The sequence below is a fragment of the Solibacillus sp. FSL K6-1554 genome, from assembly GCF_038005185.1.
GTDB classification, from domain to species: Bacteria; Bacillota; Bacilli; order Bacillales_A; family Planococcaceae; genus Solibacillus; species Solibacillus silvestris.
Window position 1 is genome coordinate 891,403 of sequence record NZ_JBBOSS010000001.1, and the last position, 13,322, is coordinate 904,724.

At 38.7% G+C, this 13,322-nt stretch carries 15 protein-coding genes; 7 read left to right on the forward strand and 8 right to left on the reverse strand.

All coding sequences use genetic code 11. The features are described from left to right. The first annotated feature begins 77 nt into the window (after window positions 1-77). The gene (locus MHB58_RS04225; protein WP_014824573.1) at window positions 78-638 is read left to right on the forward strand and encodes a TetR/AcrR family transcriptional regulator; all 561 of its coding nucleotides are present in this window, start codon (window positions 78-80) and stop codon (window positions 636-638) included. Between the two features lie 14 nt (window positions 639-652). Then, window positions 653-1,114 carry an 8-oxo-dGTP diphosphatase gene (locus tag MHB58_RS04230; RefSeq protein WP_008403489.1) on the forward strand — a complete coding sequence of 154 codons (462 nt, stop codon included), beginning with the start codon at window positions 653-655 and terminating at the stop codon, window positions 1,112-1,114. Window positions 1,115-1,150: 36 nt separating this feature from the next. Here MHB58_RS04230 and MHB58_RS04235 read toward each other — a convergent pair whose 3' ends face one another. From MHB58_RS04235 to MHB58_RS04255, 5 genes are read right to left on the reverse strand one after another with little or no spacing between them, the layout of a single operon-like run. Then, window positions 1,151-2,227: an ABC transporter substrate-binding protein gene (locus MHB58_RS04235; RefSeq protein WP_014824572.1), complete on the reverse strand. Its 1,077-nt coding sequence runs from the start codon at window positions 2,225-2,227 to the stop codon at window positions 1,151-1,153. After that, window positions 2,224-3,024: an ABC transporter permease gene (locus MHB58_RS04240; RefSeq protein ID WP_014824571.1), complete on the reverse strand. Its 801-nt coding sequence runs from the start codon at window positions 3,022-3,024 to the stop codon at window positions 2,224-2,226. The genes MHB58_RS04235 and MHB58_RS04240 overlap by 4 nt, the downstream gene beginning before the upstream one ends. Further along, on the reverse strand, window positions 3,024-3,827 hold the full coding sequence (locus tag MHB58_RS04245) for an ABC transporter permease (RefSeq protein WP_014824570.1): 804 nt from the start codon (window positions 3,825-3,827) through the stop codon (window positions 3,024-3,026). The genes MHB58_RS04240 and MHB58_RS04245 overlap by 1 nt, the downstream gene beginning before the upstream one ends. Beyond that, window positions 3,820-4,920 (reverse strand): ABC transporter ATP-binding protein, encoded by a 1,101-nt coding sequence (locus tag MHB58_RS04250; RefSeq protein WP_014824569.1) that lies wholly within the window; start codon window positions 4,918-4,920, stop codon window positions 3,820-3,822. Before MHB58_RS04250 ends, MHB58_RS04245 begins: the two co-directional genes overlap by 8 nt. A 16-nt stretch (window positions 4,921-4,936) precedes the next feature. Next, entirely contained in the window at window positions 4,937-5,479 is a 543-nt protein-coding gene (locus MHB58_RS04255) for a helix-turn-helix domain-containing protein (protein WP_008403480.1), read from the reverse strand. A 226-nt stretch (window positions 5,480-5,705) separates the two neighbouring features. On the opposite strand from MHB58_RS04255, the gene MHB58_RS04260 reads away from it, so the two are divergent. Both MHB58_RS04260 and MHB58_RS04265 read left to right on the forward strand, forming a co-directional pair. Beyond that, window positions 5,706-6,134 (forward strand): TlpA family protein disulfide reductase, encoded by a 429-nt coding sequence (locus tag MHB58_RS04260; protein ID WP_339263919.1) that lies wholly within the window; start codon window positions 5,706-5,708, stop codon window positions 6,132-6,134. 60 nt (window positions 6,135-6,194) lie between these two features. Further along, entirely contained in the window at window positions 6,195-6,857 is a 663-nt protein-coding gene (locus tag MHB58_RS04265) for a potassium channel family protein (RefSeq protein ID WP_008403478.1), read from the forward strand. Between the two features lie 99 nt (window positions 6,858-6,956). On the opposite strand, the gene rnjA is transcribed toward MHB58_RS04265, so the two are convergent. Then, complete coding sequence (gene rnjA, locus MHB58_RS04270; RefSeq protein WP_008403476.1) at window positions 6,957-8,624, reverse strand: ribonuclease J1; 1,668 nt, start codon at window positions 8,622-8,624, stop codon at window positions 6,957-6,959. 5 nt (window positions 8,625-8,629) lie between these two features. Next, window positions 8,630-8,839: a DNA-dependent RNA polymerase subunit epsilon gene (locus MHB58_RS04275; protein WP_008403475.1), complete on the reverse strand. Its 210-nt coding sequence runs from the start codon at window positions 8,837-8,839 to the stop codon at window positions 8,630-8,632. Window positions 8,840-9,179: 340 nt separating this feature from the next. Between MHB58_RS04275 and MHB58_RS04280 the strand changes: the two genes are divergently transcribed. Beyond that, entirely contained in the window at window positions 9,180-9,950 is a 771-nt protein-coding gene (locus MHB58_RS04280) for a Cof-type HAD-IIB family hydrolase (protein ID WP_340734757.1), read from the forward strand. A gap of 333 nt (window positions 9,951-10,283) precedes the next feature. Here MHB58_RS04280 and def read toward each other — a convergent pair whose 3' ends face one another. Next, complete coding sequence (def, locus tag MHB58_RS04285) at window positions 10,284-10,841, reverse strand: peptide deformylase (RefSeq protein ID WP_008403471.1); 558 nt, start codon at window positions 10,839-10,841, stop codon at window positions 10,284-10,286. Window positions 10,842-11,224: 383 nt separating this feature from the next. On the opposite strand from def, the gene pdhA reads away from it, so the two are divergent. Together pdhA and MHB58_RS04295 are read left to right on the forward strand one after the other, a co-directional pair. After that, entirely contained in the window at window positions 11,225-12,340 is a 1,116-nt protein-coding gene (gene pdhA, locus MHB58_RS04290) for a pyruvate dehydrogenase (acetyl-transferring) E1 component subunit alpha (RefSeq protein ID WP_008403469.1), read from the forward strand. 3 nt (window positions 12,341-12,343) lie between these two features. Next, window positions 12,344-13,321, forward strand: coding sequence for an alpha-ketoacid dehydrogenase subunit beta (locus MHB58_RS04295; protein WP_008403467.1), 978 nt, complete (start codon window positions 12,344-12,346; stop codon window positions 13,319-13,321). Window position 13,322: the final 1 nt, after the last annotated feature.

Sequence of the window (13,322 nt, forward strand, 5' to 3'; positions counted from 1 at the left end):
TGAGTACCGATAGTTCGGGCGATATGTTGTATATTCAACACATTCGAAAATCTGTATAAAAAATAGGAGGGATAATAATGAAGGAAGTAAAAGTAGATCCTAGAATACGTCGTACACGTAAACTAATAATGGATGCTTTTATAGAACTTTCAAGTCAGAAGGAATTTAAGGATATAACGGTGAAGGATATTACAGTTGAGGCGATGATTAACCGTGCCACTTTCTATTATCATTTTGAAGATATTTACGATCTTTTGGATAAATCATTATCGGAAGTATTATTAGTTAATTTAGACTGTGAGACGTACAAAAACAGTGAACTAAATGAAGAAGTGGTATGCAGCATTTTCAAGGCTATTACAGGTTTCCAAATGTCACTATCTACTCGCTGCCATCGGGGGTATGAAGATACGATTGCTCGAATTATCAGGGAACAGCTTGAAATTATTTTTTATCAAATGCTCCTTAAACAGCGTGCCAATGAAGATATGCAAGCATTAAAGCTTACAGCACTCATGTTGAGCTGGGGGATATACGGAGCTTCTGTGGAGTGGAAAAGAAGCGGTGAAAAAGTTGAACCGGAAACCTATATTAAATCAGTAATACCATATATCATGTCTGGAATTAGCGGCATGTGAAAGGGGAGGTATGGATGAATTATAAATTTTGGACTGTTGTAATGATACAAAAAGAGGATCGTGTGTTATTGCTCAACCGCCAGCATGATCATTTTAAAGGCTATATTCCACCAGGTGGTAAAGTGGACTTTCCTGAAGGCTTTGCTGAAGGGGCAATCCGGGAAGTAAAAGAAGAGACAGGACTGGATGTACAGTCTTTAGTATTTAAAGGAATCTCCCATTATACAAATCCGGAACTGCACGATCATTTTATTATTTATAACTATTGGACGGATCATTTTACGGGCGAAGTTTTAGGCTCCTGCAATGAAGGGGAGCTGGAGTGGGTAAAAATAAGCGAAGCCAGGAATTACCCGATGCAGGAAGACATTCAAGTGCGCTTCGATTTATTCTTTGAGCCAGGGACATTTGAAATTCATACAATGTGGGATGAACGAAACAACCAAATCGATAAGCGAATCATACATAAGCTATAAAAAAGCGTGACCAAAAATTTTGGTCACGCTTTTGTTCTATCTCAAACTCATCTTAAATTCAAGGAAGTATTCGTTATATTTACCTAACCATTCAAGGCCAAGGTTTTCATAAACTTCCAATGTTTCACGTTGGTCATGTGACGGATAGAAACGTTCGTCGTTAATAACTTCCTCGTCCATGAGTTCCCATGCTGCTTCATTCGGTGTTGAATAGCCGACATAGTCCGCGTTTTGCGCAGCATTTTCAGGATCAAGCATAAAGTTGATAAATTTATGGGCACCTTCAATATTTTGTGAAGTTTTTGGAATGACCATATTATCAAACCATAAGTTGGAGCCTTCTTGCGGTACGGCAAACTCCAATTCTTCATTTTCCCACATCATATCTGCGGCCTGACCGGAGAATGTTAATGCTACAGATGCTTCATTGTTTATCATAAGCGGAGTAATCTCATCGCCGATAATCGCTTTAATATTTGGTGAAAGCTCAATTAAGTGATCTGTCGCTTCACGCAATAAATCTTCATCTTTCACATTAAGCGATTCGCCGATTGAGTTCAGTCCCATCCCAATTACTTCACGTGAACCATCAACTAGAAATACTTTTCGTTTTAATGAAGGATCCCATAAGTCTTCCCAAGTTTCGAATGTTAAATGGTCTTCGATTAAATTCGGATTATAGACAACTCCAACTGTTCCCCAGAAATAAGGAATGGAGTATTCATTGCCCGGATCGAACGGCAGATCCATAAAGTCTGCATTAATATTTTTCAAATTGGGCACTAAACCGTGATCAATCGGAATGAGCAGGTCATCTTCCTTCATCGATTCTATTGTATATTCAGAAGGGACCGCAATATCATAGGCAGAACCGCCTTGCTGTACTTTCGTCAACATCGCTTCATTTGAATCAAATGTTTCATATGTTACTTTAATTCCTGTTTCTTCTTCAAACTTATCGATTAATTCCGGGTCGATATATTCCCCCCAGTTATAAACCGTTAAAGTATCTTTACTTCCTGCAGAACCAGCTGATTGCATACGGTCAACTGTAAAAAACAGTAGGGCACATACAATGACAATGGCAGCCGTTGCTTGTACTAATTCTCTCATCGTTGTCCCCCCGTTGCTACTGATTTTGAACGTTTGTTAATAAAGTAGTAACCGATTACTATTAATACCGTTACAGCAAATACTAACCCGGAAATGGCATTGATTGTTAACGAAATGCCGGCACGGGCCATTGAGTAAATTTCTACAGATAATGTACTGAAGCCATTTCCTGTTACGAAAAATGTAACCGCGAAATCATCTAGAGAATAAGTCAACGCCATAAAGAATCCGGCAAAAATCCCTGGTGAAATATACGGTAAAATAACACGTGTTAAGACATCGCGTTTCGTTGCACCTAAGTCTCGTGCAGCATCAATTAGGGAAGTGTTCATTTCAAGCAATTTAGGTAAAACCATGAGTACAACGATTGGTACACTGAACGCAATATGCGATACAAGTACAGAAGCGAATCCTAGTTTTACACCGATCATCGTAAATAAAATTAAGAAGCTTGCACCGATGACAACGTCAGGTGAAACAATCAAAACATTATTTAACGAAAGCAATGTATTGCGCATCTTTTTGTCTTTCAATGATACAATACCGACTGCTCCGAGCGTTCCGATAATCGTTGCAATTAAACCTGATAAAAGGGCAACGAGTACTGTATTCAGCAAAATAATAATTAGTCGTGAATCATCAAATACAGCCGCATAGTGCTCAAGTGTGAATGATTCGAAATTATTCATGCTGCCGCCACTATTAAAGGAGTAGAAAATTAAATAAAATATGGGTGCGTAAAGGATCGCGAATACGAAAAGTAAATATACTTTCGACATAGCGGACAACTTTTTCATCAGACACGTCCTCCTTTAGATTTTTGTTTCGTGAACAGCATTGTGAGCACCATGAATAAAATTAAGAACACGGCAATTGTCGAACCCATACCCCAGTTTTGGGAAACGAGGAATTGTTGCTCGATCGCCGTCCCTAAAGTAATGACCTGGTTTCCGGCGATTAAACGTGTAATCATAAACAGTGACAGTGCCGGAATGAACGTTACTTGAATACCTGATTTTACGCCGTCGATTGTCAGCGGGAAAATGACACGGCGGAAAGTTGTCCATGCATTTGCCCCTAAATCACGTGAAGCATAAATAAGTGAAGGATTCATTTTGTCCAATGAATTGAAAATCGGAATAATCATAAACGGAATGAAAATATAGACCGATACAAATACGAAACTAAAGTCTGTAAATAAAATTTGCTTTGGATCAAAACCAAACACTTCGATCAGTGCATTGATCGGACCGTATAAACCGAAAATGCCGATAAATGCGTATGTTTTTAACAGCAGGTTAATCCAAGAAGGGATAATAATCAGCATAAGCCATAGCTGTTTATGCTTCGTTTTTGTCAGTAAGTAGGCAGTAGGGTAGGCAAATAATAATGTGAATAATGTTATTAAAAACGCATACCAGAAACTGCTCAATGTCATTTTCAAATAAACCGGTGTAAAGAACTTCGCATAGTTGGCCAATGTAAAGTTCCCGTTCAAATCAAGAACAGAATAATAGACGATTAACGCAATTGGTGCGATAACGAATAAAATTATCCAAAATACGTAGGGGATTAACGGTCCTTTAGCTGTTTTATTCATGTTCTTCATCCCCATACGCTTCCAGACGTTTATCAAAATCTTCTTCCGTTTCGTTTAAACGCATTACGTGAATTGCTTCCGGATCAAAGTCCAGCCCAATTTCCGCTCCAACTTCCGCTTTTTTCAATGAATGGACAAGCCATTCATTGCCGTCTTTATCATATGTCGATAATTCGTAGTGCACGCCACGGAACAACTGTGTATCTACTGTTACGATCAGCTTGCCGTTTTCAGGTGTTGTTATTTCCAAGTCTTCAGGACGAATGACAATATCGATTTTTTCATTCGGCTTCATCCCTGCATCGACACATTCAAACTCTTTTCCGGCAAATTTAACACGGTAATCTTCAATCATGATGCCGTCCACAATATTGGATTCACCGATAAAGTCCGCAACAAAACGGTTGATTGGCTCATCATAAATATCAACAGGTGTACCGGATTGTTTAATTTCACCTTGAGAAAGAACAAATATTTCATCACTCATCGCAAGCGCTTCTTCCTGGTCATGCGTAACAAATATAAATGTTTTACCAAGACGCTGCTGCAGTTCGCGAAGCTCATACTGCATTTCTGTACGTAATTTTAAATCAAGTGCAGATAAAGGCTCATCGAGTAAAATTACATCCGGATCATTTACAATCGCACGGGCAATCGCAACACGCTGACGCTGACCACCAGACATTTCTGAAATTTCGCGGCTGCCGTAGCCTGCCAAGTTAACAAACTTCAGTGCTTCCTGCACACGTTCCTTCACTTCTGCTTCTTTCACTTTTTTGATACGTAAGCCGAATGCTACATTTTCAAAAACATTCAAGTGAGGAAAGAGCGCATAATCCTGAAATACTGTGTTTACTTGGCGTTCATTTGCAGGTACATCATTAATTCTTTTCCCGTTGAAGAAAACATCCCCCGTAGAAGCTTCGGTAAACCCAGCGATAATACGTAAAATTGTCGTCTTTCCGCACCCTGATGGTCCGAGTAATGTGTAGAACTTGCCTCGTTCCAATTCAAAGTTAATATTTTTTAATACCACTGTTCCGTCATCATATGATTTTGTGACATTTTCAAAGCGAATAATTGTGTTATCCATTTTGCATCCTCCTAATTTATAAATATGATTGTGTCGCGACAAGGAGCAATTTTGTTATGCCACTGTGCGCATTGAAAATTTGATGGTTGGAAGATGCTTCGTAATATACGGCATCACCTTCACTTGCTATGTATTCATCATTGCCCAAAACGACTCGAATCCGTCCATTTTGCACATAGATGAAGGTCTCTGCCAGTGACGGCTCAAATGCTTTAAATTCTGCATCTTTTTGCAATGTAATGAAAACAGGCTCCATTTCTTTCTCGTTAGAAGTAGGAATAAGCCATTCAATTTCATATTTTTTATCCTGATCAATGAAGCATGTTTGATCATCTTTTGTGAAAACAATTTTTTCATTTTCTTGCGTATCATCAAAAAAGTCTCGCGGTGTACACCCGAGAACTTCCAGTAAGTTAAACAATGTTTCAATGGAAGGGGAATTTAAGTCTCGCTCAAGTTGAGAAATATAGCCCTTCGATAAATCGGTACGTTCTCCGAGCTCTTCCTGGGTTAACCCCTTTTTTATGCGCAAGGCTTTAATTTTTGAACCAATTTGCATATAGTCACACCCTTTATTTTAGTTCTCAAATAGTTTACTGTTGATAAACCTTGAGTAAGGAAGTTTACTTTTACATTACTTTAAGTTTACGAAAGCATTAATAATTATACATAATATCGCTGTATTTTCAAGGGTCTAAGCCAAATATGTATGGAAATACGTAAGGGATAATTTTTGTGGTACCGATAAAACCGTCAATACATATGTTACAACGAGGTGAGTATAATTGAGGATTCGCACATTAATGCCATCGTTAAGTGGCGCGACAAGAATATTAAATCGGAAAAATACTTACGAGGAAAGTGCTAAAGCAACATTGGTGTATTTTTGGTCAATGAGCTGTTCGGAATGTGCCCAGTCTATAAAGAACTTGAAGGAACTGGAACGTATATTTGGGGATCGGTTAACTGTTCACGCAATCCATATGCCCAGAGAGAAAGAGGACTATTCGGAAACCCTTGTAAAAGAAAAAATAAGGCAACTGGATATAATATACCCTGTTTATCTGGATAATGAACTAAAAATAAGCGACAGGTTTGGAAACAAATTTGTACCTGCATTCTATATATTTGATCAGCAGCAGCAATTGCGCTTTTTTAAGGCGGGCTATTTTGCATTGAAATTATTGCAACAGAAAATAGAACGCATAATTTGATGACAATAACTGAATGTATGCGTTAAACTAGTGGCAACTGGATGTTCGGAGGAGAATAGTATGAAAAAAGAATTCGTAGTAATAGGTCTTGGTCGTTTTGGAGGAAGTATTGTACGTGAACTCGTTAAACAGGGAGCCAATGTAATGGCCATTGATACAGATAGTGAACGTGTCGATGAATATGCCCGGATTGCCACACAGGCTGTAGTAGCAGATACGACAGAAGAGGAAACGATCAAATCACTCGGTTTATGGAATTTCGAACATGTCATTGTAGCCATTGGAGAAGATATCCAGTCGAGTATTTTAACGACGCTTATTTTAAAAGAGCTCGGCGTTCCGCAAATTACAGTGAAGGCGCAAAACGACTACCATGAAAAAGTATTGCTGAAAATCGGTGCGGACTTTGTTGTGCATCCTGAACGTGATATGGGAATCCGGATCGCCAATAACATGATGTCAAATAGTGTTCTTGACTACTTGGAGATTTCGGGTGAACATTCCATCATGGAAGTTAAGGCAAACGAAAGTATTGCCGGCCAGTCGCTCATTGAACTCGATGTACGTGCAAAATACGGCTTGAATATCGTCGGCATTACGCGCGGAGAGGAAATTATGATTTCCCCAAATGCAACAGAACGCATTCAAGTAGGGGATGTCCTGCTCATTATCGGCGCAGATGTCGATATTAACCGGTTTGTAAAGAAGGTCATTCAGAAGTAAGTTAGACTGTTGTTGAAGAAATTAAATGCAAACATAAAAAAATCCATCATCTTGCGAAGGCAAAATGATGGATTCTTTATATTGAGGACTAGTGCCGTTTTATACTTCCATAATGATCGGTAAAATCATTGGACGACGTTTCGTTTTTTCGTATAAATATGGGCCTAATACATCGGTAATTTCATTTTTCAAATCATTCCATTGTGTATCTTTTTCCTGAATCGTGCTGTTTAAATGATGGTTCAGCATTTTTTGCGCTTCATTAATCATCATGCCCGATTCACGCATATACACAAAGCCGCGAGAAATAATATCCGGCCCAGAAACAATTTTGTTTTTAGCCATATCGACACTTACGACAACGATGACTAACCCTTCTTCTGATAGAATTCGACGATCGCGTAATACGATATTACCGATATCCCCGATGCCATTACCATCGATATATACATCGCCTGAAGGAATCCGTCCTGCAACATGTGCTTCATTTGCACTTAATGCAAGAACATCCCCATTTTCCATAACGAATGAGTTTTCCAATGGAACTTCACAAGCCTCAGCTAATTCAGTGTGAATTTTCAACATGCGATATTCACCATGAATCGGCATAAAGAATTTCGGTTTCATTAAACGAAGCATAAGCTTTTGTTCTTGTTGAGAACCATGACCTGATGTATGAATATTGTTTAACGCACCGTGGATAACTTCTGCACCAGCACGGAATAATAAGTTGATAATTTTGTTTACGCTCATCGTGTTACCAGGAACCGGAGAAGATGAGAAGACAACCGTATCACCAGGCTGGATTTGAATTTGACGGTGTGTACCGTTAGCAATACGTGATAAAGCAGCCATTGGTTCACCTTGAGAACCAGTACATAAAATCATCACTTCATTTGCAGGTAAGCGGTTTAAGCTTTGAATATCGACAAATGTTTCTTTAGGAGCTGTAATATAGCCTAATTCACGGCCGATTGTAATCGCATTATCCATTGATCGACCAAACACAGCAACTTTACGGCCATATTTTACAGCTGCATCTGTTGCCTGTTGTAAACGGTGGATATTGGAAGCGAATGTTGCAAATATAATACGTCCATCAACTTTACGGAAGATTTCGTCAATGCTTTTCCCAACTGTACGCTCAGACATTGTGAAATCAGGTTTTTCGGCGTTTGTACTATCCGATAGTAAACAAAGAACGCCATCGCGGCCGATTTCCGCCATTTTCGTCAAGTTAGCAGGCTCGCCTACTGGAGTAAAGTCAAACTTAAAGTCACCAGTATGCACAATATTACCCGGTGGTGTCTTGATGACAATACCATATGCATCTGGAATACTATGTGTTGTACGGAAGAAGCTAACAGCTGTTTTACGGAATTTAATGACATCATTTTCTTTAAATTCAATCAGTTTTGTAGTACGTAATAAGCCATGCTCTTCTAATTTGTTGCGAAGTAGACCTAGTGCAAGTTTCCCTCCATATACAGGAATGTTAACTTGACGTAATAAATAAGGAATACCACCGATATGATCTTCGTGACCATGTGTTATAAATAAGCCTTTGATTTTGTCTACGTTTCGAACTAAATACGTATAGTCTGGAATTACATAGTCAATGCCAAGCAAATCGTCTTCAGGGAACTTAATACCTGCATCTATTAGTATGATTTCATCTTGGAATTGTACTGCATATGTGTTTTTGCCGATTTCGCCCAGTCCGCCGAGTGCGAATACAGCCGCTTGATCATTCTTAACGAATTTCATAACTGTTAAGCGTTCTCCAGACGGAAATTCGGGCTATTTTGTTCATATTCTAAATAGTTGCCTTCTAGAAGTTGAACAAGTTCAATATTGTAGTTACGGTCTTTTAAATAGTGACGTACTTCACGTTCAGATGACGCCTCTAAATAAAGTGTTTTTGTGTTTTCGCGAACTGGAATCTCAGAAATGTTTTCTTGATAATAGACTTTGTAAATCATAGTTACTCTCCTTTAAGTACGAACATTATTACTGCACTTCTAACTTGTAGAAAAATGCATTTCCTTTATATTATCACGGGACTCCTTTAAAATAAAGAAAAGCCATTCAAATTTCGTCAACATCAACGTGTTCACGAATCAAAAAAAATGGCACGTCCTATAATCGGGCGTGCCATTGTAAATGAAGTGTTAGGCAATTAATTTTTTTCCGAGGATGCCATTTAATCGTTTCCGCCATTTCTTTTTGAGACGCTTTAACATAGGTCATCACTCCTCACACTCATTATACTAAATATTCAGATTTTTGTAAAGGGCTATAAAATAAAAGGAGTGTTATAAATTGAAGAAAATATTATTTTTTGATGTAGACGGCACACTATACAATTCAGATAAAAAATTACCTGCTTCAGCAAAGGATGCTATATTTAAAGCACGAGAAAATGGTCACGAAATTGCGATTGCAACTGGACGAGCACCATTTATGATAAAAGATATAATGGAAGAACTGCAAATCGATACATATGTGACATTTAACGGGCAATATGTCGTTTATAAAGGTGAAGTCGTTTATACAGATCAAATCGACAATGAAACTTTAACGGAAATTCTGGAATTTGGTGCACAGCGAAATCATCCGTTAGTTTTCCTGAATGAAAAGGAAATGATCGCTAGTGAAAGCGATTATGAAAGTGTGGAAAGCAGTTTAGCAACACTTCAATATCCATATCCGCAAATTGATCCGCAATACTATTTGCATACACCGGTGTATCAAACGCTTGTATTTATAGAAGAAAAAGAGCAGCCGATTTATGAACAGCAATTCCCTCAAGTCCAATTTATCCGTTGGCATCCTTTCTCATGCGATGTGCTGCCAGACGGTGGTTCAAAGGCAAACGGCATTCGAAAATTGCTGGAACATATTGATGTGCCGGTAGAGGATGTTATTACATTTGGCGATGGATTAAATGATATTGAGATGCTTTCAGAGTTTGGCTATAGTGTTGCAATGGAAAATGGGCATAAGCGAGCGAAGGAAGTAGCTTCAATGATTACAGGACATGTGGATAATGACGGTTTAGCTGACGCAATGAAGAAGTTGAAATTGATATAAGCAGGTTGGAAAAAGCGTTGTGAGAAGATTTTTTCGCAGCGTTTTTTTGTTTTGAAAGATGGATGTGATTTTATTAGAACAATGTGAATGCTTATTGGAAAATCGGAAGCAGACATTAGAAAATAGAGAAAGGATTTTAAAATATGTAGCAGCCGTTTTAGAACAATTGGCAAGTATATTAGAAAATTTTAATTTTATTAGACAGGTTAAAAGGATATTAGAACAGTTGCAATTTTATTAGAACTTTTAAAAGCTGTGGCTACTTTCTTCTATAGTAACAGGTCAAAAAAAAGACCCCATTTTCGCTACTAACGTAAACGGGATCTGCAGAAGTCAGTCTCTTCCGAATGGAATACTGTTTTCCAATTGGACAAACGGGTCTTTTTCATCGATACGATCGTAAAACATAACTCCGTTTAAATGATCTAATTCGTGCTGGAATGCGATTGCAGGAAGACCAGATAAACGCATTTTCTTTTCTTCTCCGTCCACTGTCATAAATTTCACAGTGATACGTGCATAGCGATAGACATAACCGGGAATGGCGCGGTCTACAGATAAGCAGCCCTCACCACTTGTTATATAAGTCTGTTCAACGGAATGGCTTACAATTTTAGGGTTAACCGCCACAAAGCTGATCAGTTCACCATTTTCATCTTCCAAATGCAGTGCAAACATGCGTTTTAAACTGTTTACCTGGTTTGCAGCTAAGCCGATGCCGCCGCGTAAATTATATTTTTCAGCAATTTCAGGATTTTGGCTATTAATTAAATATTGCAGCATATCATCTGCGAGCTTTCGATCTTCTGCTGATAACGGAAAAGTTACTTCCTCCGCGCGGGTGCGTAAAGTAGGGTGTCCTTCACGGATAATATGTTCCATTAAAATCATGTGAAACTTCCTTTCAGTTCAAACTTATATGTGTAAGTATACACGACTCTCCGGAATCGAAGTAAGAAAAAACCTTCTCGAAAAGAAAATTATCATAAATTCCGATTTAACAATTCATTATAAGGGAATGAATAAATGATAAGGAGTTATAAATTAAATAACAATATTTATAAGCTGTTTTTTCTATTATAGTACAGAGGTGATTCAAGTGTGATACAGGTAATGTAACTGTATTAGTTTGGACGAATGTGAGGAAAAATCTTTAATTAAGATGATAAACAATGATTGACCGATAGAATTTTATTCTTTATACTCGGGATATAGAAACGTTGTACTAGTAAAAAACGAATTTTTTTTAATACAGTTCAAAGGGGATGTAAACAATGGCAGAAAAAATGAAAAATCAATTGGACCCAGCTGGAACGTTACAGGATATTGAAAGTAAGTTTGAGATGTTCCAAATTTTAAACGAGCAGGGTGAAATAGTAAACGAAGCGGCAATGCCGGACTTAACAGACGAGCAATTAGTTGAATTGATGGAACGTATGGTATATGTACGTATTTTAGATCAACGTTCGATTTCGTTAAATCGTCAAGGACGCCTAGGTTTCTATGCACCGACTGCGGGTCAGGAAGCTTCTCAGTTAGCTTCGCATTATGCGCTGGAAAAAGAAGACTGGATTTTGCCGGGTTACCGTGATGTGCCACAAATCGTTATGCACGGTTTACCATTATGGAAAGCATTTTTATTCAGCCGCGGCCACTTCATCGGTAACCAAGTACCGGAAGGCGTTAATGTATTGGCACCACAAATTATTATTGGTGCACAATATATCCAAACAGCCGGTGTAGCACTTGGTTTACAAAAACGTGGTTCAAAAACAGTTGCGATTACTTATACAGGTGATGGTGGTTCATCACAAGGGGATTTTTACGAAGGTATTAACTTTGCAGGTGCTTTCAAATCTCCGGCGATTTTCATCGTACAAAACAACCAATACGCAATTTCGACACCACGTGAATTACAGACAGCCGCTAAAACAATTGCACAAAAAGGTATAGCAGCAGGTATTCCAAGTATATTGGTAGATGGAATGGACCCATTAGCAGTATATGCAGCAACAAAGGATGCGCGTGACCGTGCAGTTCGCGGTGAAGGGCCGACTTTAATCGAAACAATGTGTTACCGATATGGGCCTCATACGATGGCAGGGGATGACCCGACACGTTACCGTACTACAGATATCGACAATGAGTGGGCTGCGAAAGATCCATTAGTACGCTTCCGCACATTCCTTGAAGGAAAAGGTCTATGGGATGAGCAAAAAGAAGAAGCAGTAATCGAACGTGCTAAAGAAGAGATTAAAGATGCGATTAAACAAGCAGATCAAGCACCAAAACAAAAAGTTACGGAATTAATGGAAAATATGTACGCTGGAGAAATGCCGGCAAACTTAAAAGAACAGTATGCGATTTATAAAGAGAAGGAGTCGAAATAAGCCATGGCACAAATGACAATGATTCAAGCAATTACAGATGCATTACGTTGCGAATTAAAAAATGACGAGAACGTTTTAGTATTCGGTGAAGACGTTGGTGTAAACGGCGGGGTTTTCCGCGCAACAGAAGGTCTTCAAAAAGAATTCGGCGTTGATCGTGTATTTGATACGCCACTTGCAGAATCAGGAATCGGTGGTTTAGCAATTGGTTTAGCGTTAACTGGATACCGTCCAGTACCTGAAATTCAATTTTTCGGCTTCGTATTCGAAGTAATGGATTCAATCAGCGGGCAAATGGCACGTATGAAATACCGTTCAGGCGGTACGTATAATGCACCAGTAACAATCCGTTCCCCATTTGGCGGTGGTGTTCATACACCGGAAATGCACTCGGATTCATTAGAAGGGTTAATGGCTCAATCACCTGGATTAAAAGTAGTCGTTCCATCAACACCGTATGATGCAAAAGGATTGCTAATAGCTTCTATTCGTGACGATAATCCGGTTATTTTCTTAGAGCATTTAAAACTTTACCGTTCATTCCGTGAAGAAGTTCCGGAGGAGTCATATACAATTGAATTGGGTAAAGCAGATGTGAAGCGTGAAGGAAAAGACCTTTCTATCATTGCTTACGGCTTAATGGTACACGAAAGTCTAAAAGCGGCAGAAGAGTTGGAGAAAGAAGGCTACTCAGTAGAAGTAATCGATTTACGTACAATTCAGCCGTTAGATATCGAAACAATTATTGCATCTGTCGAAAAAACAGGCCGCGCAATTGTTGTTCAGGAAGCTCAAAAGCAGGCAGGTATTGCGGCAAATGTTGTCGCAGAAATTACAGAACGTGCGATTCTATCATTGGAAGCGCCGGTATTACGTGTAGCTGCACCAGATACAATCTATTCATTCCCGCAAGCAGAAGGTGTATGGTTACCGACGTATAAAAATGTAATGGAAACTGCAAAGAAAGTCTTAACATTCTAAG

Bases quoted from the DNA above. Each gene is read 5' to 3' on its own strand.
- MHB58_RS04225 (WP_014824573.1), top strand. From the start codon at position 78: ATGAAGGAAGTAAAAGTAGATCCTAGAATACGTCGTACACGTAAACTA.
- MHB58_RS04230 (WP_008403489.1), top strand. From the start codon at position 653: ATGAATTATAAATTTTGGACTGTTGTAATGATACAAAAAGAGGATCGT.
- MHB58_RS04235 (WP_014824572.1), bottom strand. From the start codon at position 2,227: ATGAGAGAATTAGTACAAGCAACGGCTGCCATTGTCATTGTATGTGCC.
- MHB58_RS04240 (WP_014824571.1), bottom strand. From the start codon at position 3,024: ATGAAAAAGTTGTCCGCTATGTCGAAAGTATATTTACTTTTCGTATTC.
- MHB58_RS04245 (WP_014824570.1), bottom strand. From the start codon at position 3,827: ATGAATAAAACAGCTAAAGGACCGTTAATCCCCTACGTATTTTGGATA.
- MHB58_RS04250 (WP_014824569.1), bottom strand. From the start codon at position 4,920: ATGGATAACACAATTATTCGCTTTGAAAATGTCACAAAATCATATGAT.
- MHB58_RS04255 (WP_008403480.1), bottom strand. From the start codon at position 5,479: ATGCAAATTGGTTCAAAAATTAAAGCCTTGCGCATAAAAAAGGGGTTA.
- MHB58_RS04265 (WP_008403478.1), top strand. From the start codon at position 6,195: ATGAAAAAAGAATTCGTAGTAATAGGTCTTGGTCGTTTTGGAGGAAGT.
- rnjA (WP_008403476.1), bottom strand. From the start codon at position 8,624: ATGAAATTCGTTAAGAATGATCAAGCGGCTGTATTCGCACTCGGCGGA.
- MHB58_RS04275 (WP_008403475.1), bottom strand. From the start codon at position 8,839: ATGATTTACAAAGTCTATTATCAAGAAAACATTTCTGAGATTCCAGTT.
- def (WP_008403471.1), bottom strand. From the start codon at position 10,841: ATGATTTTAATGGAACATATTATCCGTGAAGGACACCCTACTTTACGC.
- pdhA (WP_008403469.1), top strand. From the start codon at position 11,225: ATGGCAGAAAAAATGAAAAATCAATTGGACCCAGCTGGAACGTTACAG.
- MHB58_RS04295 (WP_008403467.1), top strand. From the start codon at position 12,344: ATGGCACAAATGACAATGATTCAAGCAATTACAGATGCATTACGTTGC.